Source organism: Vibrio sp. S457-15, assembly GCF_000960545.1.
GTDB lineage: Bacteria > Pseudomonadota > Gammaproteobacteria > Enterobacterales > Vibrionaceae > Vibrio > Vibrio parahaemolyticus.
This window is the reverse complement of the sequence record NZ_JYOQ01000114.1, coordinates 1-22,861: the sequence shown is the minus strand read 5'-3', so window position 1 is coordinate 22,861 and position 22,861 is coordinate 1. Positions and strand designations below refer to the sequence as shown.

Here is a 22,861-nt window from a genome sequence, read left to right as displayed (position 1 = left end):
GCCAAAATAATGACTCAAAGCTAAATAACAGCACAATCCATTGATTGTTTTATATTTTTCTTAATTTTGCTTTTTGTACGATTAATGACGATGTTCCGGCGGGATTGGCAAGTCATAATCTTGAATTTTCGGTCGCTGACCACCACGTTTGCGGTACTGTTTTAACTGGAACACAAACGCCAGCACTTGCGCGACCGCGGTAAACAGACCGTCAGGAATTTCTTGTTCCAACTCAGTGGTATGGTAAAGCGCACGTGCAAGTGGTGGAGCAGGCACAATCGTAATGTCGTGCTCGCGTGCCACTTCTCGAATTTTCATCGCCATATGATCCGTACCTTTCGCAATCACGACTGGCGCACGATCTGTTTTCTGCTTATAACGCAGCGCCACTGAATAGTGCTCCGGGTTGGTGACAATAACGTCTGCTTGAGGTACATCGGCCATCATCCGGCGTTGTGCCGCCTCCCTTTGCAGCATACGAATACGACCTTTCACCTCTGGCTTACCTTCGGTTTCTTTGTATTCGTCTTTCACTTCTTGCTTGGTCATCTTCAACTGATCGGCATGCTGCCAAATCTGGAACGGTATATCGATGGCCACAACAATCAATAACGAGCAGCTGATCAACAAGATGAAGTTGAGCAAAATATCCAGCGCGTGGAAAATGTTCTGCGGGTAAACATCCATGCTAAGTTGGATCAAATCCGCTTGCGACGCTTGGATCAAATACATGGCAACGCCTGTCACCAACACCACTTTCAAGATCGATTTGATCAGTTCAACCCAACTTTGCATGCCCACCATGCGTTTTAAACCGCTCAGAGGGTTCATTTTGGACAGCTTAGGCATTGCCGCTTCGGCAGAAAAGCTAATGCCCCCAACCCCTGCAGCACCAATCGTCGCCGCCACAAACAACGTGATAAGGATGAGAAACAGTGGAAAAAGCAAATCTGTCATTGCGCCTAATGCGATATCAAACAGCTTTGTGGTATCAAAGATTTCGTCGCGTTTGAGGTCGAACAAACGACTCATAATGGAAAACAGCGAACGTGCGAGTGACTCGCCAAACCACATCAGAGCGATAGCACCCACAATCAGCACTGACGCCGATGCGAGCTCTTTTGAGCGTGCGACCTGCCCCTTTTCTCTGGCTTGTTGTAACCGTCGGGGCGTGGCTTCTTCGGTGCGTTCCTGACCGTCTGACTCTGCCAAACCAGCCTCCTAACAATCCAAGCGAATGAGGCTACAAATCTGCTCCTCACCCAATGCCCAGTACAATTCATAATGACTGTATAGACCAGCCAAGATGTACCAGCAAATCAATAGACCCACCATCAATGCAAACGCAAAGCCGAGCGAGAAAATGTTCAGCTGAGGCGCGGCACGCGTCATTACACCAAACGACAAGTTGATAGTAAGCAGCGCGATGATGCCTGATAGCGACATACTCAGAGCGGTTTTGAACATAATGCCAAGCCAACCCGCCATATCACGAAAATCCACCGCGGTAAGCGTGCCCGACCCTATCGGTAGGGTTTTAAAGCTGAAGACCACCAGTTGCAGCATTTTTAAGTGACCATCGGTTGCGAGGAAAAACATGGTGGTCAAGAACATGAACAATTGACCGAGCAATGGCGTGTTCTGACCATTGGCAGGATCGACCATCGACGCAAAACCCAAGCTCGATTGCATACCAAGGATTTGCCCGAGCAACACAAACGTTTGGATCATAAATTGCGTCACCATGCCCATCGCGACGCCAATGATCATCTGCTCTGCGATGGTCATAAAACCACGAAATGAGAGCAGTTGAATGTCTTGCGGAACAGCAGGAATAGCGGGCATCACGGCAAAAGTAATCGCAAGGCCGAGATACAAACGAATACGAGGAGAAACAAAGCGAGCGCCAGTAACGGTCATTACCATCAACATCGACGAGATACGAACGTACGGCCAAAAATAATTGGCTATCCAGTCTAAGATGATTTGAGTGGGATACTCCATACCAGCCTCTAGTACAGAACCTGAGGCAAGCGCTCAATCAAGCCGAAGAAATATTCCATCAGCATTTGGGTCATCCAGTGACCAAACAGCATCAAAGCTAACAAAGTCACGATCAAACGAGGTAAGAAGCTTAACGTCTGTTCGTTAATTGACGTCGCGGCTTGAAAAATCGCTACGACCAAACCGATGAGCAAACTGGGGATAATAATGGCACAGACCATGATCAACACCATCCACAGTGCTTCACGGAAAAGCTCGACAAACATTTCAGGAGTCATGTCTTACCTCTTTTCTCTGTGCCAATCTAAAGGGCAAAACTGCCGGCTAATGTCGACAATATCAAGTTCCAACCATCCACCAACACAAACAGCATTAACTTAAACGGCAGCGATACAATCATTGGCGATAGCATCATCATACCCATGGCCATCAAAACCGATGCCACCACCAAGTCGATGATCAAGAACGGCAGAAACAACATGAAACCGATTTGGAACGCCGTTTTCAGCTCCGAGGTGATAAAAGCGGGAATCAACACCGCCATCGACACATCTTCTGGATTGGTTACTTGCTCGCCCGACATATTTACGAAGGTTTCCAAATCCTTAATGCGCGTTTGCTTAAGCATGAAGGCCTTCATCGGCACTTGCGCTGCATCGAATGCTTCGCGCGCTGTCACTTGTTCGTTGAGGTATGGCTGGATAGCCGTGTCATTGATTTCGTTGAGCACAGGAGACATGACAAAGAAGGTCAAAAAAAGCGCGATGCCAATGATCACCTGATTCGATGGTGTTTGTTGTAAGCCCATCGCCTGACGCAGAATCGACATTACCACCACAATTCGGGTGAAAGACGTCATCAAAATCACCATTGCTGGCAAGAAGCCCAGCATGGTCATTAAGGCGAGAATTTGCAATGTCACGGAATAGTCTTCACTACCATCCGGATTGGTGGTCATGGTGAAAGCTGGAATACCAGCACCGTTGCCAACCGACATAGAGCGACTGGCTCCAGTATCGCTTTGCATGGCCTGAACCGTCACACTGCTCCCTTCTGCTAAATTCGCAGGCAGCGGTGATTCCTCTGCCTCAGCAAACGAAAATGAAGAAAACAGCACGCCAACCAGTAGCACCACAGTGCTAAAAAGCAGACGGATTGGATTACCCTTTGTCATTTTTCTTGATCAGTTGGCTGAACTGACTGGCAAAAGCATTGGTCGCCAACTCTTCCTCTTTCAATGGCTTTTCTAGCTTGGCTAAGGTTTGGATCGATTGACTGGTGATGCCCACCAAAAACTGCTCTTCTCCAACCTGAACCACAGCGATTCGCTCTTTGGTGCCGACAGGTAATTGGCTCACGATGCGTAAACCTTTTTGCTGCCCTAACGCCGGCACTTGCATGCGTTTAAGCAACCATGCCAACAGCAAAATGACACCAATAACCAGCACAAGTGAACCCAAGGTGGTCGCTAAATCGAGATTACTTGGTGCAGCCGCAAATGCATAAGGAGCACTCAGCATTAAACCGAGTGCTCCTGTGATTTGCTTCAATCTCTTTGTGATTGAACTTGTCATATTAACGCAGCTTTTTGATGCGTTCAGTTTGGCTGATCACATCAGTCAAACGGATACCAAACTTGTCGTTCACTACCACGACTTCACCGTGCGCAATCAACGTACCGTTAACCAAGACATCAAGCGATTCACCCGCTAGGCGGTCTAGCTCTACGACCGAACCTTGGTTCAATTGCAATAGGTTACGAATGCTGATTTGCGAACGTCCCACTTCCATCGAGATGGTAACGGGAATGTCCATGATGGTATCGAGTTTACGACGTTCATCGTCGGTAATTGGTCGAGAAGTATCTTTCAGCTCTTCCAGTGGCGCTGCCAATACTTCATCTACATCAATAGAAGGTGCAGACGGGTCTTCGCCAAGAGCGGCTGCCCATTCGTCTGCTAGCTTTTGATCGTCACTTGGTTCCATTTTTCTATCCTGTGTTAAGCCTTACTCAATCAAATCAACGAGTAAGGAGTCTTAATCATCTCTATCATCGTCATTCTCAAGCTCAGACATGATGTCTTTGCCCAAGAAGGCTAAATCAGTTTTCACTACGTGTGGGCGTTCAATCTCTTGAGAGACTTGCACGGCAAGCTTGTCTTCAGAGCGCCCCATTTTTACGCGGTAAGTCGGTAAATCTTCGATAAACATGGTAGCGTGCTCAGGCATTTCAATCGGAATAATGTCGCCTGGTTGCAGCTCCATCAAATCGCGCAACGATATATCTTTTTCCAGCAAGTTCACTCGGAAGTTTACCGGACAGTCCATGATCTCTTCGCGCAGCGCTGAACTCCAACGTACGTCAGTTTCCATCTTGTCCGACTGAACACCAGCATCGAGCAACTCGCGGATTGGCTCGACCATGGAATACGGCATTACGACATGGAAGTCACCGCCACCGCCATCCACTTCAATATGGAATGAGCTCACGACAATCACTTCGGTCGGGCTCACGATGTTTGCCATGCTTGGGTTTACTTCAGAATCGAGGTATTCGAACTCGACGCCCATGACTGGCGACCACGCTTCTTTGTAGTCTTCAAACACGATTTTCAGCAGTAGCTGAATAATGCGACGCTCAGTTGGCGTAAATTCACGGCCTTCGATTTTGGCGTGGAAGCGGCCATCACCACCAAAGAAGTTTTCTACCAGAATGAAGACGAGACGCGCTTCCATGGTAATCAATGCCGTACCTTTAAGAGGACGGAAGCGAACCATGTTCAAACTGGTGGGCACGTACAACGTATTTTGGTACTCGCCAAACTTCATCATCTGTACGCCGTTGATCGACACTTCGGCCGTTTTGCGCAGCATGTTAAACAGACTGATCCGCATGTGTCGTGCAAAACGCTCGTTAATCAGTTCGAGCGTTGGCATTCGACCACGGACAATCCTGTCTTGAGACGAGAAATCGAAACTGACGGCACCTTCCGTGTCGTTATCTAAGGGCTCATCAATGTCATCGACATCATCAACCCCGTGCAGTAGCGCATCAATTTCGTCTTGGCTTAATAGATCGGTCACGTTTTACCTATTGAATAACAAAATCTGTAAACAGTACTTTTTCAATCACTGGCTTGCCGACCGCAGCATTTAAAGCTGCTTTAATATCTTCGGAAGCTCGGTCTCGCAGTTCCACTCGACCCGTTGGAGAACGAAGCTGCTCTACCGTTGCCGATGCAAATGTTGATAACAAAGAGCTCTCAACCAACGGAGAATGGTAACGCGCCAACTGCTCATTCTCTGAGCCACGTACCATAAGCTGCGCTTTGATTTGCACCAGTCTATCGCGACGGTCACCCGTCACGTTAAAAATGAACGGTTGCGGAAGATTCACGTACGCAATTGGGTTAGCCGCTGCGGCCTGTGTTTGCTGTGACTCTGCCTCTGCGGCTTGAGCCGAATCATCCGATCCCATCAAAAAGAACGCCGCCGCGCCACCACCACCGAGCAGAACCACGACTGCAATAATGATGATCAGTAGCTTGCTTTTACCTTTTGGTGCATCGGTACCTTGTAGCTGTTCTTCTGCCATTGTTTTCTCTAATTATTTGTTCTTGTTCAAGATGGTTGAGGTTACGACATTAGGCGTAAAAACTAATTCCATCACGCTTTGAAACCACATTCAAATCAAGATTCACGTCGGCATCAAAGTTTTCGTCTGACTGGCCAGAAAAACCGCGTCCAGACGTGCCTTGGCCATTTTGTTCAGCCGCTGCGTAACCACTTTGCTGTTGTCCACTGCTTTGCTGCTGAACCGAGGAATCCGCCAGTTGCATCCCTTGTTGAGCCAACATTTCACGTAGACGAGGCAACGTTTGTTCAATAATGTCACGCGCTTGTGGGTTGGTAACCGTAAAATGCACGTTGGCCAAATCGTTGTTCATCGTCATGCGAATTTGCATACGGCCAAGCTCTGGTGGGTCAAGTCGGATGTCGAGGTTCTTCAAGTTCTTCGACATCATCATTTGTACTTTTTCCGCCACTTGCTCATTAGCGAGCTCTTTTGTTAATTGCAGAGGCAGTTGCGCTTGCTGAGCGGCTTCCGATCGGGTTTGCTGTTGGGCTGCTACACCTTGTTGACCTGCTGCCGCTTGCAGCTGTCCTGCTAATCCGTATTGCGACTCTGGCTTATCTTGCTGGCTCGCCGTAGCTTTCAACGCACCTGCACTTAACGCGGCATTGATCGCTTTGTGGCTCACTTCCCCATTAGCAGCCATTTGAACTGCTGGGTTGAAATTATTCGCCACCAGCGCATCAGGCATTGGTGCGGACGTAAGTTTATCGGCATGTTGAGCCATTGGCGCTTGCGCAGCGGCGTGCTTCATCTCTTGCGCGTTTACGTATTGTGCTTGTTGCCCGATCGCGACTGCAGCAGCTGTTCGTTCACTGCCGTTTCGTACATTGTTATGCTGCGTTGTATTTTGCTCCGCAAGAATGGCTTTCACGTCCGTTGGCAGCGCAACCAACTGGGCTAGCTCTTGCTCAGGAATATCCGCGACGACGTCACCCGTTCTCAAACCTTCAATGACATTGATTTCTTGTTCGCTCAGAGGTTTGCCTTGCGCCAACTTGGTATCAATGACTTCCAGCTCATCAATTGAAACCAGCTGAACCGCCTTACCTTCAAAGCCGAGCATCTCAGGGTCAAGTGACACCGAACCATCCAATGCACCTGAGGTGTTCGCCTGAGCTTGTTGCATTGCTGAAGCATCCATTACAGGAGGCGCAGTCAGGTTTTGCCATTCAGTTGATTGAGACTGTAGCTTCTCAATATCAATCGGCTTTCCATTGGCATCTAAGATTGGTTCCAGTTGCTGCTCGGCCGCCAAATTCACTTGCTCAACAGAAGGCGTCGATTGCAACGCTGCTAGCGCTTTTGCGTCATCTGTTTCGACCAGTTTCGACACTGGAGCAGAGAAAGAGGTTGCTTGCGTCGCCTGTAGAGGCAAACCCTTGCCGCTATCAACAAAAGAATCATTGGTTTGCAATGCTTGATTCGCTTGTTCAATACGACCGAGTAGTTGCTGACCTTCTCCCATCGCACTGGCCACCGCTATCTTATCTTGCGAGTCTGTGTTCTGAGCGCTTTGTTTTGAATCCAGCAGAGCCTCTGACTCCATTGGCGACAAAGCTTGCTTCGCTACGACGGGGGCTTTACCTTCTTCTTGAAGTGATTCCGAAGTTTGCTCGGATTCGTCAGCAACGGCTTTTACGCCTTCATGCTCTAGCAATGCATCAGCCGCTTTTCCGTCGACACTCTCACGGTTCGCGACTGATTCTTGGCTCTCGCCATTCTTCTCGACCGTTTCACCTTCTGTGGCGCTAACGTCGGTCTTTGCATCTGTACTTGCTGTTTGAGTGACCGCTTTTTCTGCTTTTTGTGAACCTGTAAAAACTCCCGCTAAGGTTTCAAAAAAACCTTTGCTTTCAGAGCTTTCTGTAGGTGCTTGTGCGGAAGACTCAGAAGTTGAGGTCTTGCTAGTCGCAGAAACATTAGACAAATTCACATTCATAAAAACTTTCTCGTTTTTAGCTACGCCTTTTTATGGCGTGACCAGATTGCCCATCAGAGGCAAAATTAGATAATTAAACCATGAATTTGCAAAAATCACGCCAACGCATAAGGCTATTTTCCTGACGGACAACGCACACGAAAAGAGTGGAAGCGAGATCAACTTCAACAAAAATTAGAACGGCTTGGCCTTACGGCTAAACAACAACGTGGAAAACTCATCCATCTGCTTTTGCTCACGTTTGGCTTCCGCGATTTGCTTTTCTTTCGCTTTCTTTTCGATCATCCACTCGTAAGACATGCGTTCTTGGCGCATCTTGAGCCAGTAGTCTTTGCAGTTTTCGACTTGTTCTTTGAAGTGATGCTCTGCTTGCTTTTGCTTTGATAGTGTCTCGTCAAGCTGACATAAGAATCGGTTGAGATGCCCGTATTGGCTGGCGGTTAAACCCGCTTGACCACGATCCACCAACTGCTGGCAGTAATCGAGACGATATTTCTCGATTTGCTCAACCTGACGGTAATAGTCTTCAAGCTCAGAGCGCGCTTTGTTCAGCGCAAGCACGGCTTGGTCTTCGCGCTCTTTGGTCTGCTCAAGTAGGAATTCCATCGCATTATTCATACGCTATTACCCACCCAAAATATTTCTGAGCATATTGACGCACATATCGTATGGCACCGATTCTTTCATACGCTGCTGCAAGTATTCGTCTAGCTTTGGCTTTAATGTAAATGCGCCATCGATAGCCGGATCGGTGCCCGGCTTGTAAGCACCAATCGACACCAAATCTTGATTTTTGCGACAAATAGACAAGACCTGACGTACCGCTTTCGACATCAACACATGTTCTTCGGTGGTGATCTGAGGCATCACACGGCTGACCGATTTCTCGACATCAATCGCAGGGTAATGACCCGCGTCTGCCATTTCACGCGACAAAACAATGTGACCATCGAGAATGGCACGAGACGCATCGGCGATCGGGTCTTGCAGATCGTCACCTTCGGTTAAAACGGTAAAGAAAGCGGTGATCGAGCCTTGCTCTGGGCTGCCATTACCCGCACGTTCCACCAGCGCAGGCAACTTGGCAAATACCGAAGGCGGATAACCTTTGGTGGCTGGCGGTTCACCAACCGACAAGGCAATCTCACGCTGCGCTTGAGCAAAACGGGTCAGTGAATCCATCAGCAACAGCACATCCAAACCTTGGTCGCGGAAGTACTCGGCAATCGTAAGCGCCGTTTGACACCCCTTCAAACGCATCAACGGAGATGCATCAGCTGGAGCAGCCACCACAACAGAGCGACGACGTCCGTCTTCGCCCAAAATCTCTTCAATAAATTCTTTAACTTCGCGTCCACGTTCGCCAATCAGACCTACCACCACCACTTGCGCCGTGGTGCCTCGTGTCATCATGCCTAGCGTGACCGATTTACCCACACCAGAACCCGCAAACAAGCCAATACGCTGGCCTTTGCCTACCGTCAACAAACCGTTGATCGCTTTTAAGCCAACATCGAGTGGTTCAGATATCGGTTTTCGTGCCAGTGGGTTGATGGGTTCCGCATTAAATGACGCACGGTGCTCAGTGTAAATCGGACCAAGTCCATCCAGCGGATTGCCCACGCCATCAATAACGCGACCAAGCAATTCCATACCAACAGGCAAACCTGCTTCGCTGGTTAATGGCGTCACTTTTGCACCGGGCAAAATACCGGTGATTTGCTCACTCGGCATCAAATACAAGTTATCACCAGAAAAACCAACCACTTCGGCTTCCATGTGACCAGACATGGTTTCAACCAAACATAGACTGCCGATCGGCGCACGACAGCCCGTTGCTTCTAAGGTCAAACCAACAACGCGCACCAATTTGCCAGAAGCGACCGGGCGCGTGGTTAAGCCTTCGACTTTGTAGTTTTTGAGACGATCGGCCAAAGCTTGCATGGATTACTCACCCTCTTGGTGACGGTTCGCGCCACAAAAGCTGTGCAGCACACTCTTGATGCGCTCTTCCATGCGGTAGTTAATGCTCGATTCGCCTGCTTCGATTTGCACATCGCCACGATTAAGTGATGGCTCAGAAACCAGTGTCCAGTTACGGCAATCTAAATCTTCTTCACCATACGCAGAGCGAATGATGGCAACATCTTCCGGGTTGAGATGCAATGTGATTGGATGGCCAGAAATCGGCAGCGCTTCTACCGACTGCTTAACCGTATCGAGAATAATTTGTGGATTGGTTTGAACCTCGACATGCACCACTTCTTTGACTAAGCACAGCACCATGTCCACCAGTTGCTTCTCTACCTGAGCATTCATCAGCTCCAAAGGTTGAGCAAACTGGTTGGCGAGATTCATAAACACTTCAACCTGCTGTTGAATAAACTCTTGGCCAGCAGAAACGCCTTCTGCTTTACCCAGCTCTAAGCCCTCAGCATGGCCTGCTTGCAAGCCTTCTTCTTTGCCTTTGTCGTACCCTTGCTTAAAGCCAGCTTCTTGACCTTGGTACAAACCTTCTTGATAAGCGCCTTGCTTGATCAGTTCGATCTCTTCTTCTGTCAGTTCAAGAGCTTGCTCTTCTTCTGGCTCGTCAAAGTTTGGCACCCAGCTAGGATCGTAGTTAAACGCAGTCTGTTTGGCTTTTTTTTCCTTTGAATCGCCATAGTCGGGCAAACCCCAACGCTGCGGTTCAATCAGCGCATCATCTTCATCAGGACGGATAAATCCACGTTTTCTATCGCCAGCCATGGGTTACCTACTGTGTATTAGATTTGAAGTGAAGCTGCCCCGCAACAAGAAGGTCGCAGGGCTATAGAGATTATAAGAACTCGTCTGCGCCGCCAGAAAGCATGATTTCGCCAGCGTCGGCCATACGACGAGCAATCGCCAGGATTTCTTTCTGCGCCGCTTCTACGTCTGCCACACGCACTGGTGGCATCGCTTCGATGTCGTCACGCATCATCTCAGCGGCACGCTTAGACATGTTCTTGAAGACTTTCTCACGTAGAGAATCATCGGCACCTTTGAGTGCTTTTTGTAGAACGTCTTGCGGTACATCACGCAGCAATTTCTGAATACCTTGGTCGTCCACTTCGACCAAGTTCTCGAAGACGAACATAAGATCTTGGATTTGCGTCGCCATGTCTTCGTCTTGGTCGCGGATTTGTTCCATCAAGATACCTTCGACGTTGTTGTCTAGGTAGTTCATGATCTCGGCTGCTGCCTTCAGGCCGCCAATTTTGGCTGCTTGTGCACCCGCTTGACCCGCGAACTGCTTCTCCATGATCTCGTTTAGCTCTGCCAATGCTGATGGCTGAACCTCTTCAAGGTTGGCAATACGCATCATCAGATCCAAACGCACACGCTCTGGGAACTGAGAAAGAATTTCCGCCGATTGATCCGCTTCCAAGTACGACAATACGATGGTTTGAATTTGCGGGTGTTCGTTGACGATAATGCTTGCCACTTGGCGTGGGTCCATCCATTTCAATGAATCCAGACCTTTCGAACCGGTACCCAGCAAAATTTGATCAACCAAGTTGTTCGCTTTGTCTTCACCCAGCGCGGCCACCAAGGCATTACGCATAAAGTCTTCGCTGCCCATACCAATGTTGGTGTATTTCTGGATATCTTCCAAAAACGTACGGTGCACCGCCGATACTTTCTCTTGGCTTAAATCTTTTGCACGCGCCATTGCACTACCAACGCGCTGTACTTGTTTCGGTTCTAAATGACGGATGATGCCAGCCGCATCTTGCTCATTCAGACTTAATAACAAAATGGCCGCTTTCTCTTCACCAGTAATGGTGGAGGCATCAAACTCAACTGGCATGCCTGCGCCGTTTTCATCTTGAGGTACGATATCGTTAGCCATTTTCGTTCATCCAGTTTTTCACAACTTGAGCCGCTAGCTCTGGTTCGTTCGCTACAAGTGCACGAACCGCTTTCAGTACGTCTTCATCTTTATGAAGGTTAGGCAGATCGATACTTGAACCAAATTCAAACAGCTCACTGCTTTCAATGTCGCTACCAATTAGGCTGGTTTCGCCATCGGCACCAATTGGCAAACCGTCTGGGCCGTACATTTCATCGTCGTCATCACCAGCTGGGTTAAGCAGTTTCTTCATTGCAGGGCGAACCAGTACAAGCACAACCACGATGATAACTAAAGCGCTGGCGAACCAACGAACCCAATCGTTGAAGTTCGGGTGTTCCCAAATTGGTTGGTCAACAAGCTGCTCGGTTTCTGGCTCGGCAAACTTGACGCTCAATACGTTAAGTAAATCACCACGAGATTGATCAAAGCCGACGGTGCCAATCAACACCTGACGAATCGCGTTGATTTCACCTTCCGACATAGGTGTGTAAGTCACTTCACCTGTCTCTGGATTAACTTGGCGACGGTCTTTGATGGCCACTGAAACAGTCTGGCGCGCCACGGTGCCCGTTTGCTTACGCTCATGGCTAATCGTGGTATCTAGCTCGAAGTTGCGGGTCGATTCTTTACGTACAGAGCCTTGCCCCATTACCGAGCCGTCTTTCATTTGCGCGACGTCTTGCGGAATAGAAGCATCCGCCGGAGGCTGATTACTAAGCGCACCCGGAATGCCTGCTACCATGTTGCCGTTGTTGTAATCTTCTAACGCGTACTCGCTGCGGGTCGATGGCGTATTTGGGTCGAAACGTTTACGAGTTTGCTCAACCGCACTGAAATCCATTTGGATATCCACTTGCGCGGTGTAGTTACCAAAACCAAGAATAGGCAACAGAACAGAGTCGATTTTTTCACGCAATGCTTGTTCTTGGCTGCGTTCTAACTCTTGCTCTTTACGACGCGCGGCAGACGCCGGATCTTGCGAACCAGAGCTCAACAAACGGCCATGCTGATCCGTGACGGTAATGCGCGATGTCTTCATGCCTGGAACGGCGCTCGCGACCATATCGACAATCGAGTCCACTTCTTGCTGCTTGAGGTTGGCGCCTGTCGATAGCGTCAAAAATACTGAGGCGGAAGCTTCTTGGTTATGACGCACAAACACACTGTGTTTCGGCAACGCCAACAACACTCGCGCTTTGCGAACCTGCTTCATTTCTTCTATGGCTTGAGCTAGCTGACGCTCACGGCTGAGCTTAAGACGTTCTTGCTCTAGGCGCTGAGAAACACCAAAGCCCATGTCTTGCAGCAGAATGTCATCGCCCGCTTCGGTCGCTTGATTGACGCCCGAACGCACCATGCCTAATTTGATTGAGTTGTACTCGCTCGACTCCACCGAAACGGTATTACCATCGAGTTTGTAATTGATTTTTTGCTGGTCAAGGTAATCCAGAACAGGGATCAGTTCTTCAGTGTCGTAAGCGCCAAGCGGACGCATTTCTGGTTCTTTTACCCAGAAGAACAACATCACGATTAACGCAACACAGATAGAGATCGATAGCACAAGCACGACCTGTCGAAGCAAATCGAGGTCGCCCACGGCCATATCGAATTTTGATGCACTGCGCTCTTCTAAATCTGGATTTTGGCTTTCCACATCCATATCGGAGCTAGAAACCAGTGCGCCATCTGAGCCGCCATCAGTGACGGTTAAATCTGTAGACTTGTCTGCCACACTTATTACCTAAATTACACTGGCATGTTCATGAGGTCTTTGTAGGCCTCAACGAGCTTATTGCGGATTTGAACAGTGGCTTCAAAAGCAACACTGGATTTGTTACGAGCAATCATGACGTCAGATAAGGAAACATCGGCATCACCACGATCAAAACGCGTTTGTAGATCGCCAGATGATTTTTGAAGTGAGTTTACGTTATTGATGGCTTTGGTTAGGAGATCATTGAAATCTGCACCCACTTTCGCACCCGTTCCTGTCGGAGTGGTGTTGGTCGCTTCAACCATCATGGCGCGCATTTCGGCCTGAATACCATCAACTTTCATTATCACCTCTGAGCCAAAAGTTTGACTATCTATTTAAACTAAATATTGACACAGCAATTTATGTGCCATAAGACGCCAGCAGTATAGTTTACTCACACTTTTGTCTTATGGCTACGCGTGTGAAACCTAACTCGGAATATCTATACCCGCGTCACGCATTTTGGCAAGTTTGTAGCGCAGAGTACGTGGGCTTATGCCCAATTTCTCTGCCATTTCTTTGCGTCGACCATTACATTCCACCAAGGTTTCTAGAATGATCGCATACTCTTGATCGCGTAGCTCGCCACCCAACCCCTCGCCGCCAGTGTTAACGCGGTTGACGGATTCAGCTTGAGCAACAGGCTTGACATCAGGAACCAACGTTTCTGCACTTTGGACAACGTATTGCAAGCTGTTGGCATCTTGCCAATCCACGCCTTCTAGCAAGATGTGCTCTGCACCGATATCGCCGTTTTCACTCAAAATCAGCGCGCGTTGTACAACGTTATCCAGCTCTCGAACATTACCTGGCCATGGGTACTGCAATAGTTTTTCCACTGCAACTGGCGAGAACTGAGGAACAGGCATACCCATTTTGCTACAGTGACGCTCGGCAAGATGCTTCGCAAGTGGCGCAATGTCCCCTTTACGCTCATTCAGCGCTGGCCATGCGATTGGGAACACATTCAGGCGGTAGTACAAGTCTTCACGGAAATTACCTTCCGACACATACTGTTTGAGATCACGGTTACTGGTCGCTAGCACACGAACATCTAGCTTGATGCTCTTACGGCTGCCTAAGCGCTCTACTTCGCGCTCTTGTAGAACACGCAATAACTTCGCTTGCAGGTTTAAGTCCATCTCGCTGATTTCATCAAGTAAGATTGTGCCGCCTTGCGCTTGCTCAAACTTACCCGGACACGCCTGAACAGCACCAGTGAATGCACCTTTTTCATAACCGAATAGCGTCGCTTCCAGCATGTTGTCAGGAATCGCCGCACAGTTAATCGCAACGAATGGACCGTCTTTACGGTTTGATGCTTTGTGAATGTAACGCGACATCACTTCTTTACCCGAACCGCTTGGGCCTAAGATCATCACGTTCGCATCAGTGCGAGCTACTTTATCAGCCAAAGCAAGTAAGCGCAGACTCTTTTCATCAGCAACGACAGCATCACCGTTGTCATCACTTTTGATAGGAGCATAGCGGCTTACCATATTAAGCAGCACTTCTGGTGCAAATGGTTTCGCCATGTAATCAATCGCGCCATCTTTCATTGCAGAAACGGCATCTTCGATATTGGCGTAAGCCGTCATTAGCAGCACTGGCAAGTTCGGCCAATTTTGTTTGATGTTACGCAGCAGCGCTAAGCCACCCATACCTGCCATTTGCACGTCAGATACCACGATATCAACCGCATTTGATTTCAGTTTTACTAATGCGTCTTCTGCACTATCGGCTTCTAACCATTCATACCCTGCCAGAGCCAGAGTATCCACGAGGGCTTCACGAAGACCTTCGTCGTCTTCTACGATCAGCACTTTGCTTTGCGCCATTCTGATTCTCCAGTAATTGTTATTACCAGAAGCCGCTTATTGCGCTTCTGATTGCACTCGCTCCAGCGGAATGCACATGGTAAAGCAGGCTCCATCACCCTGCTCTGAAATAAGTTCCAATCGACCGTCATGGGCACGGCAAACCATTTGAACGACAGCCAGCCCTAACCCGGTTCCTTGAGAACGCGTGGTAAAAAATGGCTCCATAATTTTGGCCTGTAGTTCTTGTGGTACACCCGGGCCGCTGTCTTGCACAGAAATGCGCAGTTCACCGTTCACCGGGCGGAAAAAGATGTCGATTTGCGACTCTTTGCCTGACATTTGAATCGCGTTCATCACCAAGTTACTCAGTGCAGAGGCGATAGCATTCGCGTTGCCAAGCAATTCGGTCTGTTCTTCTTCTACTTCGAGGAAGTAATCAATGTTGTTGTTTTTAAGAGCGGTTTCGACCATTGGTTGGTATTCAGCAACCAATTGAGCAATCGTAAATGGCTTAATGACTTTATTATCACCACCTTTGGCAAAAAGCAGCATATCATTAACCTGCTTCTCCAAATCGTGCAGTCGATCCATTAATTTACTTTGGAAGCGCTCTCTCGTCGCTGGCGGAAGATTAGGCGCGCCCAAATTAGAGGCGTACAACATTGCGCTCGACAGCGGCGTTCTCACTTGATGCGCTAGCGATGCAACCATACGCCCTAATGAAGAAAGACGTTGTAAATCACTCACACGAGCTTGCAGTAAACGGGTTTCGGTTAAGTCGGTGATGAGGATCAACTGCCCTGTAGCGGAAGCAGAAATCGCCAAACGCACTTTGCGACCATTACGCAATGACACTTCGTGGCCATCATCTTCACGCGGATCAAAAGCCGCTTGAATGATGTTGAACCATTTCTCGTTAACCAGTGGGATTTCTAGAATTCGGTGCGCCTCGGGGTTGGCTTCTCGCACAACACCATACGTATCGAGCAAAATAACCCCTGCGGGCATCACATCCAATACCTGCTTATAGCGCTCAACTTGGTTTTCTACTGAGTCTAAATGGGATTGGTTGGTGTTATTGTCCATTCACTGCCTGTCGAAATATCGCCACTAAAAAGTAAAATAGCTTGGTAAGCAATTAGCGTACCAAGCTATTTTTTATATTTATCATGACGTTATGTTATCGACAATAAGTTGACACCGAGAAATGTCTGATTTTAATGTCAGAAAAGATAACTTTTGTGATTGAACTGAAGCTCGATCTAACGCTGTAAATTATACTTGCGCATTTTCTCAACCAACGTTGTACGGCGCATACCCAGCATATCAGCAGCTCTTGCAACGACCCCACCTTGCGCTTCTAACGCTTGGCTGATCATATTGACTTCCAAATCTGCTAATAGCTCTTTTAGATTCACCCCTTCTGGTGGCAACGCCTGAGGAGCATTCATGTTGTGATCCAGATCGCTTTGCTCGTCAAAGCTGAAATCTTCCGAGAAGATGTCTTGGAACACATCGCGCTCTTGCTCTTCAATCGAAGTGAACGGATTACCTTCAGGTTGGAACTCTGGAATATCACTGTAGCGATATTTCGTCGGAAGATGGTTCACATCAACCAGACTGTTTGGGTACAAAATGATCATGCGCTCAACAAGGTTAGCTAACTCGCGCACGTTACCCGGCCAGTGGTGTTCCATCAAAGAGTTGATCGCACGCGGCGTGAAACAGATTGGCTGGCCGCCTTCGGCTTCCAGACGTGTCATCAGCTCTTGCAATAACAATGGGATATCTTGCTTACGCTCTTTTAGCGCTGGCATTTCGATTGGGAAAACGTTCAAACGATAGAACAAATCTTCACGGAACGTGCCCTCTTCGATCATGCTTTCCAGATTACGGTGTGTCGCAGCGACCACGCGCACATTGACTTTGATTGTCGAGTTTCCGCCAACTCGCTCAAAACAACGTTCTTGAAGTACACGCAATAACTTCACTTGCATCGACATTGGCATATCACCAATTTCATCAAGGAAGATCGTGCCACCGTCTGCTAATTCGAATCGACCTTTACGCGCCGTTAACGCACCAGTAAACGCGCCTTTTTCGTGGCCAAACAATTCGCTTTCGAGTAGCTCCGGTGGGATTGCACCACAGTTAATTGGCACAAACGCACCATTGCGGTATGACGAATGGTAGTGAATGTTACGCGCTACCACTTCTTTACCCGTACCCGATTCACCAAGGATCAAGACATTGGCTTCTGTACCCGATACTTGCTCAATAAGATGACGCACTTCTTGAATACCGCGACTCTGCCCTACTAAGCTACGAAACAGCGTGTTTTTACGCGCACTAGCAACAACATTGACCCCTTTACGGCCAAGAAAATCTTTGCAGTGACGTAACGCTTCACTAAGCTGTGGGTAATTTAGCGGTTGCTCTAATTCGCCAACAAAGTTTGGGAGATCGTCCACAGGCAAAGGAAAGCTGCCCAAGACAAGAAGTGGGATATGGTATGCATCGTTGAGACGAGCCATCACGGCAGTTGCCGCTCGACCCGCTGAGATATTGCCAACGATACAGCCTGACCATACGCTAGACCAATCAACATCGCCTAGCTGTTCAGAACCAACAGCTTCGCAACTTTCTCCAACAAATTCCAATATATTGCTTAAATTCAAACGACTTGATGCGTCATCATCAATTACAAGCAGCTTTGCCAAACCTTGCATAAGTAAGAATGATTGCCTTTATTTTAGGTGCGTTGCGGCCAAACCTGGATTTGCGCAATTGGGTGTTAAAGAAGGCGGAAACACCACACTCAATTTACGATCGACAAAATAGGAAAATCAGCAACAAAAAAAGCCATTAGGGCTACTAATGGCTTCTATTTTATTTGAATATGAAAATAAGGCAACCAAGCAATATAGAGGTGTGAGCTCGATTGTAACTTTCATGCGCAACTTGTTGCTAATGCAGTCTTAATGTTTTAAGTCGATCCTAAAGCATTGTTTTGATTATTAAATGCCGACTTCTGCTGCCGTCAAGTTGTGGAACTCTGTTGGGATCTGATCCCAAGCGGATTTAATCTCACGAATAATGTCAATAACGTCGTCGATCGGCTGTGGATCATTCTGGTGGTTTGCCGCAGAAATCTGCGTGATCATAAACTCATACAATGAATCTAAGTTTGAAGCGATGTCACCACCATCTTCCATCGACAAACAGCTGCGTAGCGCAATAATAATGTCGAGTGCTTTACCTAAACGCTCGCCTTTTGCTGGGATATTGCCTGCTTGCATGGCTGCTTTGCCTTGAATAAGGCGCTCAATTGCACCAGCCATAAGCATTTGAATGACTTTGTGCGGAGAAGCCGCGCTCAGCTGGCTGTCGACTGATACTTTTTTGTATGCTTGCAAAGAACCGCGCATAGTAATCCTCTTTTAAATAAATTTTTTGTACTGCTGAAGCGAACGTTGGCCATAACGGAATTTGTGAAGCTCTTTTCCGACCTTTGACGTTTCTGATTGCATCAGCTCGACAATTCTTTTGGTACGAGTCAGCAAGTCTTGCCACTCTGCATCCTGCTTTACCAAGGGATTTTGTTGAATAATTGGTAACAGGTTTTGCAATAACCGTTCCCTGATATCGACCAAGCGAAGAATTTCTTCAGTATTAAAGTCAACTTTTTCCAGCTCTTGCGTAATTAGTTGATCTATATCACTAATTTCTATGAGTTCATTTTGCATTTATTAACCTAACGCACTCATAAGAGCCCCAAGTTGCCCCTGCATCTTACCTGTCGCGTCTTGCATCGCGGTAAATTTCGCATGGGTACGCTTTTCCAGCCCTTCCATGCGGCGATCTAATGCCGCTTGGTCATCATTCAAACGGTAGTTTTGTTCTGTGAGACTTTTCTCTCGCGTACGAATGCTGCCCGTAATACCGGTGATGCCGTGAATCGCATCTTCGATACGCTTCGCAAAACCAGTGTTACCACCGAAGAATTTTTCTAACTCGTTGAAGTTATTGTTCAACTGACGGTCAAGCATGTCATAGTTGATTTCAAGCGTGCCTTGACGTGTCGTGGTAATGCCAAATTCTGTCAATGATTTCAGATTTTCTGGTGCTTGATCGATTCGGCTTGAAAAGACGGCTTTCAATCGTGAATCGGCACTTCGCACCGTGCTGTCACCAGCTAGCGGCCCTTTTTGGCCGGTAGTTGGGTCCACACTCGAGAGTGCTTGCGAAGTTTGGTAAAACGAGTTGTACGCCGAAACAAAGTTTTCGATGTCGTTGCGTACACTTTGACGGTCGTACTCGACACCGATTTCTGCAGGCGGCTTGTTTGGTTCTGACTTGCCTTTAAGTGTCAAATCTACGCCTTCAATGGCGTCTTCAATTACGTTGTTATGGCTTGAAAGTTTTGCCACGCCATCAAGCAGCACTTCAGAATCTTGCCCTGCTTGTACCTCTGTCATACCAAGGTATTCTTCGAATGAGGATTGCGCTTTTGCGATTTTGGCTTCTGCTTCGTCGATTTTTTCTAGACGTTCACGCTCTTGAGGATCAAGTTTCGCACGATGAATTTGCTTGGCTTGCTCTTCGGAAAGCTCACCACGTTCGACTTTTGCGTCGAGTTCTTGCTTTTCATCCGCAATTTTCTGCTCGATTTCTGCTTTTTCTTGTTCTAGGAGCTGCTTAGCTTCTTTGGTCGTAACGTAAGAATCCGTCAATGTGCCTGAGGCGGCATTGTTCCAACCTGGAACATCCGGCGCTTTCTCTATCGCCTTTTCGTCCAGTTCCAGTTCTGGCTCTTCGTATGAATCCAGCAAGGTGCCTGACGCAGTTTCTGTCCAACCGGGAATGCGCTCTTCAGGTCGCAAGCTCGAACGTTGATTGGCCTTATCAATGGCTTCTTGTCCGGCTTTAGCAGCCTCTGCACCAGCAGCAGAGATCGGCTCTTGCGATGCATCATCTTGTGCATTATCTGCCGCTTTTTGCGCTTCTGGAGGTAGAGGGTTGCCGTTCTCATCCAGAATTTCTGGTTGATCCGGTTGTTGCGGAGCTTGTAGTGGCCCTAACACTTCTTCTGCCGCAGCACGTGCTTCTTCAAGCGCGTTAACTCGGTCTTCAAGTGTTTGGTATTCGAAATATTTCAGAGGGTTGCCTCTTTCGGCTTCCACGCTGACTTTGATTTGATGATCCTTACCAGAGAGGTTTGAGGCAAGGATGAGACGCGGTCCTTCGACATCATTAATGACGGAAGCACGAACGCCAGGGTTGTCTTTAGCGCCATTGATGCCGCGTACGACATCGATGAGCTTAGATCGAGAACGAACCTCGATATTAAAACGGTCATCACCAAGCGAAATCTGCAGCTTACCAGGACCAAATTTTGCGTCTTCTGGCAATACGTCAGAAGCGACTTTGTGGCTCTGTGCAAGCTGCAACACATCGATAGCATACTTACCGGCTATAGCGTCAGTGGTTGCGGTGGCCGATACGATATTGTCGTCCGTGGTTTCAACCGTGCGGACGGCAAACGCTTTCTCCTGACGAAAGTTCGCCATGAGATTTTTCATCGTATCCAACGATTCTCTGAGTCGCCCATAGGCACTGATACTGGCATTGATTGTCGTGCGATCGTTGTCGATGCGTTGCTGCTTAGGCACACGTTCCGCATCCACAATTTTGCTGACCATGGAATTAATATCCATGCCGCCAGACATCCCAACAGGGCCTAAACTCATTAAATCACCTCAAAAACGACTTACACTTTTTCAACTAACAAACCGCTGTTAGCTGTGTGCTCAGCTAGGCGACGCAATACCACTAGCAGTTCTTCATCAGGAAATTGACGAATCACATCACCAGTATTGGTTTCGTAAATCGTCACAACGTCTCTGCCGGATTCTTCATCCACACGAAACGCTACTCCTTTGTTGATGGACGAGACAAACTCATTCATTTGTTCGACCATTTTTTCACGTTCTTCTCTGTTTAGCTCCTGACGGCTTTCCGCCATCTCGATTGCCGCTTGAACAGAGAAGTCGTGCTCGGTGCCTTTCGCTTTTTGCGGCGAAACGTCACCGGTTGAACTTGCTGTGCTAGGCGTACCTATGCCGTTGCCATTTTTATTTGCAACATTTGTGCCATTCGGTGTGCCGTAAGGCTGGATGTTCGATGCGTAGGAGGATATTTCCATTACAATCTCCCTTCCACCTTATGAGCTAACGATAGGATCTATCGTTTTGGTGACCTAAGCACTAGGCTGGGTCGACCTTGTTAGCCCAACAAGCTTAGCGCTGCAGATGGTGACTGCTTCGCTTGAGCCAGGATTGAAGTACTTGCTTGCTGAAGAATTTGCGACTTAGTCATCGCTGTTGTTTCTTTCGCGTAATCAGTATCTTTAATACGGCTGTTAGATGCATTAACGTTTTCGTTAATGTTGTCTAGGTTGCTGATTGCGTGGTTGAAACGGTTCTGGAAAGCACCTAGTGACGCACGTTGGCTGTCTACTGATTTAAGTGCACCGTCGATAACTGCTACAGCTTCTTGAGAGCCTGCAACCGTTGTTACGTCGATGTCTTTAACCGTTACGTCTTTCGCATCACCAAAACCGATCTCGCCAGCTAGGTTGCCAGAGAACTCAACTTCACCATTTACTTTCTGAGTAGAAGCAAATACTTGTAGCTTGCCGTCTTCACCAACAGACGCTTTAACATCTTCGCTTTGACCGTTGATGTAAGTTGCTAGCTGCTCGATGTCGTCGCCTTGCTTAGCCTTGATGGTAAGTTCTTTCTCTTCACCTTGTTTGTTGGTGTAGCTCATTTTAAGCTCAGTTTTATCACCAACTGTCCAAGATGCATCTTTACCTTCTTCTGCTGAGTAGCTCTTACCACCCATTGCTGAAGTATCAGAACGTAAGCTGCCCATAGAAAGCATTACTGCTTCGCCAGAGTCCGCACCGATTTGGAAAGATTGAGTACCGTACGTACCGTTAAGCAGTTTGTTACCACCGAAAGAGGTTGTTTCAGCGATACGGTTTAGTTCGTCGTTTAGCGCTGTTACTTCTTCTTGGATCGCTACACGTTCTGCTTTTGAGTTAGAACCGTTCGCAGATTGAAGCGATAGGTCACGCATACGTTGTAGGATGTTGGTAGATTCATTCATTGCACCTTCAGCAACCTGTGCAATGGAGATACCGTCGTTCGCGTTTTTCACAGCCATGTCTAGGCCACGGCTTTGAGCGTTCAAACGGTTTGAAATCTGTAGACCTGCAGCATCATCTTTCGCGCTATTGATTTTATAACCCGAAGACAAACGCTCCATTGATTTTTGTTGACCTTCAGCCGCGTGGTTTAGGTAACGCTGTGCGGTCATCGCAGAAACGTTAGTATTAACGTTAATCGCCATAATTGATCTCCTTAAGGCTTAGTGAATGTACCATCGTGTCTCTCACCTCACTTAGGCACATCTCATTTCTCTCAGTCCCTTTAACGGCGACGTATGCATATCCTTTAGGAGAAATTTTCAATTTTTTGCGATTATTTTCTTTGGCTTACTGAAGTGTGATGAAGCTCTAATATTGTCTTTGATGAATACCTTCGCTCTTTTAAAGGCAGAAAAAACCCAGCCGAAGCTGGGTTTACTCGCTCATCTCTCACCACGAGCCAATGAGGTTCTCGTCTTAGGTTTAAAATTAACCTAGAAGACTTAGCGCTGAGTTTGGCGCTTGTTTCGCTTGCGCAAGGATTGAGCTTGACGCTTGCGATAGAATTTGTGACTTGGTCATTGCCGTCGTTTCTTTCGCGAAGTCGGTATCTTT

Annotated in this window: 24 protein-coding genes; all 24 read right to left on the bottom strand. The window is 47.8% G+C overall.

Features of this window, described 5'->3' with window-relative positions; all coding sequences use genetic code 11:
* Nucleotides 1-81: 81 nt before the first annotated feature.
* Nucleotides 82-1,212 (bottom strand): flagellar biosynthesis protein FlhB, encoded by a 1,131-nt coding sequence (gene flhB / locus UF05_RS09075; RefSeq protein WP_005457645.1) that lies wholly within the window; start codon nt 1,210-1,212, stop codon nt 82-84.
* A gap of 9 nt (nt 1,213-1,221) precedes the next feature.
* Nucleotides 1,222-2,004 carry a flagellar biosynthetic protein FliR gene (gene fliR, locus UF05_RS09070; protein WP_005481059.1) on the bottom strand — a complete coding sequence of 261 codons (783 nt, stop codon included), beginning with the start codon at nt 2,002-2,004 and terminating at the stop codon, nt 1,222-1,224.
* Between the two features lie 8 nt (nt 2,005-2,012).
* Complete coding sequence (fliQ, locus tag UF05_RS09065; protein ID WP_005457784.1) at nt 2,013-2,282, bottom strand: flagellar biosynthesis protein FliQ; 270 nt, start codon at nt 2,280-2,282, stop codon at nt 2,013-2,015.
* Nucleotides 2,283-2,308: 26 nt separating this feature from the next.
* Nucleotides 2,309-3,178: a flagellar type III secretion system pore protein FliP gene (gene fliP / locus UF05_RS09060; protein ID WP_025587919.1), complete on the bottom strand. Its 870-nt coding sequence runs from the start codon at nt 3,176-3,178 to the stop codon at nt 2,309-2,311.
* A complete protein-coding gene (fliO, locus tag UF05_RS09055) occupies nt 3,165-3,578 on the bottom strand; it encodes a flagellar biosynthetic protein FliO (RefSeq protein ID WP_005457659.1) in 414 nt (137 codons plus the stop codon). The genes fliP and fliO overlap by 14 nt, the downstream gene beginning before the upstream one ends.
* A gap of 1 nt (nt 3,579) precedes the next feature.
* Nucleotides 3,580-3,990 (bottom strand): flagellar motor switch protein FliN, encoded by a 411-nt coding sequence (fliN, locus tag UF05_RS09050; protein WP_005457660.1) that lies wholly within the window; start codon nt 3,988-3,990, stop codon nt 3,580-3,582.
* Nucleotides 3,991-4,041: 51 nt separating this feature from the next.
* Nucleotides 4,042-5,088 carry a flagellar motor switch protein FliM gene (gene fliM / locus UF05_RS09045; protein WP_005457756.1) on the bottom strand — a complete coding sequence of 349 codons (1,047 nt, stop codon included), beginning with the start codon at nt 5,086-5,088 and terminating at the stop codon, nt 4,042-4,044.
* A 7-nt stretch (nt 5,089-5,095) separates the two neighbouring features.
* Nucleotides 5,096-5,599, bottom strand: coding sequence for a flagellar basal body-associated protein FliL (gene fliL / locus UF05_RS09040; protein ID WP_045545687.1), 504 nt, complete (start codon nt 5,597-5,599; stop codon nt 5,096-5,098).
* Between the two features lie 49 nt (nt 5,600-5,648).
* Nucleotides 5,649-7,580, bottom strand: a complete 1,932-nt coding sequence (locus UF05_RS09035; RefSeq protein ID WP_045545686.1) for a flagellar hook-length control protein FliK — start codon at nt 7,578-7,580, stop codon at nt 5,649-5,651.
* Nucleotides 7,581-7,754: 174 nt separating this feature from the next.
* Nucleotides 7,755-8,198 (bottom strand): flagellar export protein FliJ, encoded by a 444-nt coding sequence (gene fliJ / locus UF05_RS09030; RefSeq protein ID WP_005457733.1) that lies wholly within the window; start codon nt 8,196-8,198, stop codon nt 7,755-7,757.
* Nucleotides 8,199-8,204: 6 nt separating this feature from the next.
* Entirely contained in the window at nt 8,205-9,524 is a 1,320-nt protein-coding gene (gene fliI / locus UF05_RS09025) for a flagellar protein export ATPase FliI (protein ID WP_005457757.1), read from the bottom strand.
* Nucleotides 9,525-9,527: 3 nt separating this feature from the next.
* Nucleotides 9,528-10,328 carry a flagellar assembly protein FliH gene (gene fliH, locus UF05_RS09020; RefSeq protein WP_045545685.1) on the bottom strand — a complete coding sequence of 267 codons (801 nt, stop codon included), beginning with the start codon at nt 10,326-10,328 and terminating at the stop codon, nt 9,528-9,530.
* A 70-nt stretch (nt 10,329-10,398) separates the two neighbouring features.
* Nucleotides 10,399-11,454 (bottom strand): flagellar motor switch protein FliG, encoded by a 1,056-nt coding sequence (fliG, locus tag UF05_RS09015; RefSeq protein ID WP_005457745.1) that lies wholly within the window; start codon nt 11,452-11,454, stop codon nt 10,399-10,401.
* On the bottom strand, nt 11,447-13,189 hold the full coding sequence (fliF, locus tag UF05_RS09010) for a flagellar basal-body MS-ring/collar protein FliF (RefSeq protein WP_082063998.1): 1,743 nt from the start codon (nt 13,187-13,189) through the stop codon (nt 11,447-11,449). The genes fliG and fliF overlap by 8 nt, the downstream gene beginning before the upstream one ends.
* A 14-nt stretch (nt 13,190-13,203) precedes the next feature.
* Nucleotides 13,204-13,515, bottom strand: a complete 312-nt coding sequence (gene fliE / locus UF05_RS09005; protein WP_005457685.1) for a flagellar hook-basal body complex protein FliE — start codon at nt 13,513-13,515, stop codon at nt 13,204-13,206.
* Between the two features lie 126 nt (nt 13,516-13,641).
* Nucleotides 13,642-15,051 (bottom strand): sigma-54-dependent transcriptional regulator, encoded by a 1,410-nt coding sequence (locus tag UF05_RS09000; protein ID WP_005457658.1) that lies wholly within the window; start codon nt 15,049-15,051, stop codon nt 13,642-13,644.
* Nucleotides 15,052-15,087: 36 nt separating this feature from the next.
* Nucleotides 15,088-16,119 carry a sensor histidine kinase gene (locus tag UF05_RS08995; protein ID WP_005457625.1) on the bottom strand — a complete coding sequence of 344 codons (1,032 nt, stop codon included), beginning with the start codon at nt 16,117-16,119 and terminating at the stop codon, nt 15,088-15,090.
* A gap of 176 nt (nt 16,120-16,295) precedes the next feature.
* Nucleotides 16,296-17,762 (bottom strand): sigma-54 dependent transcriptional regulator, encoded by a 1,467-nt coding sequence (locus UF05_RS08990; RefSeq protein WP_005481102.1) that lies wholly within the window; start codon nt 17,760-17,762, stop codon nt 16,296-16,298.
* A 288-nt stretch (nt 17,763-18,050) separates the two neighbouring features.
* Nucleotides 18,051-18,461 (bottom strand): flagellar export chaperone FliS, encoded by a 411-nt coding sequence (gene fliS, locus UF05_RS08985; protein ID WP_005433081.1) that lies wholly within the window; start codon nt 18,459-18,461, stop codon nt 18,051-18,053.
* Nucleotides 18,462-18,473: 12 nt separating this feature from the next.
* The gene (locus UF05_RS08980; RefSeq protein WP_005457717.1) at nt 18,474-18,779 is read right to left on the bottom strand and encodes a flagellar protein FliT; all 306 of its coding nucleotides are present in this window, start codon (nt 18,777-18,779) and stop codon (nt 18,474-18,476) included.
* 3 nt (nt 18,780-18,782) lie between these two features.
* Nucleotides 18,783-20,783: a flagellar filament capping protein FliD gene (fliD, locus tag UF05_RS08975; protein WP_029833712.1), complete on the bottom strand. Its 2,001-nt coding sequence runs from the start codon at nt 20,781-20,783 to the stop codon at nt 18,783-18,785.
* Between the two features lie 20 nt (nt 20,784-20,803).
* Nucleotides 20,804-21,238, bottom strand: a complete 435-nt coding sequence (gene flaG, locus UF05_RS08970; RefSeq protein WP_005457768.1) for a flagellar protein FlaG — start codon at nt 21,236-21,238, stop codon at nt 20,804-20,806.
* An 80-nt stretch (nt 21,239-21,318) separates the two neighbouring features.
* Nucleotides 21,319-22,449, bottom strand: coding sequence for a flagellin (locus tag UF05_RS08965; protein WP_005457770.1), 1,131 nt, complete (start codon nt 22,447-22,449; stop codon nt 21,319-21,321).
* A 286-nt stretch (nt 22,450-22,735) separates the two neighbouring features.
* Nucleotides 22,736-22,861: flagellin (locus UF05_RS24460; RefSeq protein WP_253254355.1), on the bottom strand; the 126-nt coding region annotated here is incomplete at its 5' end.

Excerpts from the sequence above, each read along its gene's own strand:
- fliR (WP_005481059.1), bottom strand. The coding sequence starts at position 2,004 with ATGGAGTATCCCACTCAAATCATCTTAGACTGGATAGCCAATTATTTT.
- fliQ (WP_005457784.1), bottom strand. The coding sequence starts at position 2,282 with ATGACTCCTGAAATGTTTGTCGAGCTTTTCCGTGAAGCACTGTGGATG.
- fliP (WP_025587919.1), bottom strand. The coding sequence starts at position 3,178 with ATGACAAAGGGTAATCCAATCCGTCTGCTTTTTAGCACTGTGGTGCTA.
- fliO (WP_005457659.1), bottom strand. The coding sequence starts at position 3,578 with ATGACAAGTTCAATCACAAAGAGATTGAAGCAAATCACAGGAGCACTC.
- fliN (WP_005457660.1), bottom strand. The coding sequence starts at position 3,990 with ATGGAACCAAGTGACGATCAAAAGCTAGCAGACGAATGGGCAGCCGCT.
- fliL (WP_045545687.1), bottom strand. The coding sequence starts at position 5,599 with ATGGCAGAAGAACAGCTACAAGGTACCGATGCACCAAAAGGTAAAAGC.
- UF05_RS09035 (WP_045545686.1), bottom strand. The coding sequence starts at position 7,580 with ATGAATGTGAATTTGTCTAATGTTTCTGCGACTAGCAAGACCTCAACT.
- fliJ (WP_005457733.1), bottom strand. The coding sequence starts at position 8,198 with ATGAATAATGCGATGGAATTCCTACTTGAGCAGACCAAAGAGCGCGAA.
- fliI (WP_005457757.1), bottom strand. The coding sequence starts at position 9,524 with ATGCAAGCTTTGGCCGATCGTCTCAAAAACTACAAAGTCGAAGGCTTA.
- fliH (WP_045545685.1), bottom strand. The coding sequence starts at position 10,328 with ATGGCTGGCGATAGAAAACGTGGATTTATCCGTCCTGATGAAGATGAT.
- fliG (WP_005457745.1), bottom strand. The coding sequence starts at position 11,454 with ATGGCTAACGATATCGTACCTCAAGATGAAAACGGCGCAGGCATGCCA.
- fliE (WP_005457685.1), bottom strand. The coding sequence starts at position 13,515 with ATGAAAGTTGATGGTATTCAGGCCGAAATGCGCGCCATGATGGTTGAA.
- UF05_RS09000 (WP_005457658.1), bottom strand. The coding sequence starts at position 15,051 with ATGGCGCAAAGCAAAGTGCTGATCGTAGAAGACGACGAAGGTCTTCGT.
- UF05_RS08995 (WP_005457625.1), bottom strand. The coding sequence starts at position 16,119 with ATGGACAATAACACCAACCAATCCCATTTAGACTCAGTAGAAAACCAA.
- UF05_RS08990 (WP_005481102.1), bottom strand. The coding sequence starts at position 17,762 with ATGCAAGGTTTGGCAAAGCTGCTTGTAATTGATGATGACGCATCAAGT.
- fliS (WP_005433081.1), bottom strand. The coding sequence starts at position 18,461 with ATGCGCGGTTCTTTGCAAGCATACAAAAAAGTATCAGTCGACAGCCAG.
- UF05_RS08980 (WP_005457717.1), bottom strand. The coding sequence starts at position 18,779 with ATGCAAAATGAACTCATAGAAATTAGTGATATAGATCAACTAATTACG.
- fliD (WP_029833712.1), bottom strand. The coding sequence starts at position 20,783 with ATGAGTTTAGGCCCTGTTGGGATGTCTGGCGGCATGGATATTAATTCC.
- flaG (WP_005457768.1), bottom strand. The coding sequence starts at position 21,238 with ATGGAAATATCCTCCTACGCATCGAACATCCAGCCTTACGGCACACCG.
- UF05_RS08965 (WP_005457770.1), bottom strand. The coding sequence starts at position 22,449 with ATGGCGATTAACGTTAATACTAACGTTTCTGCGATGACCGCACAGCGT.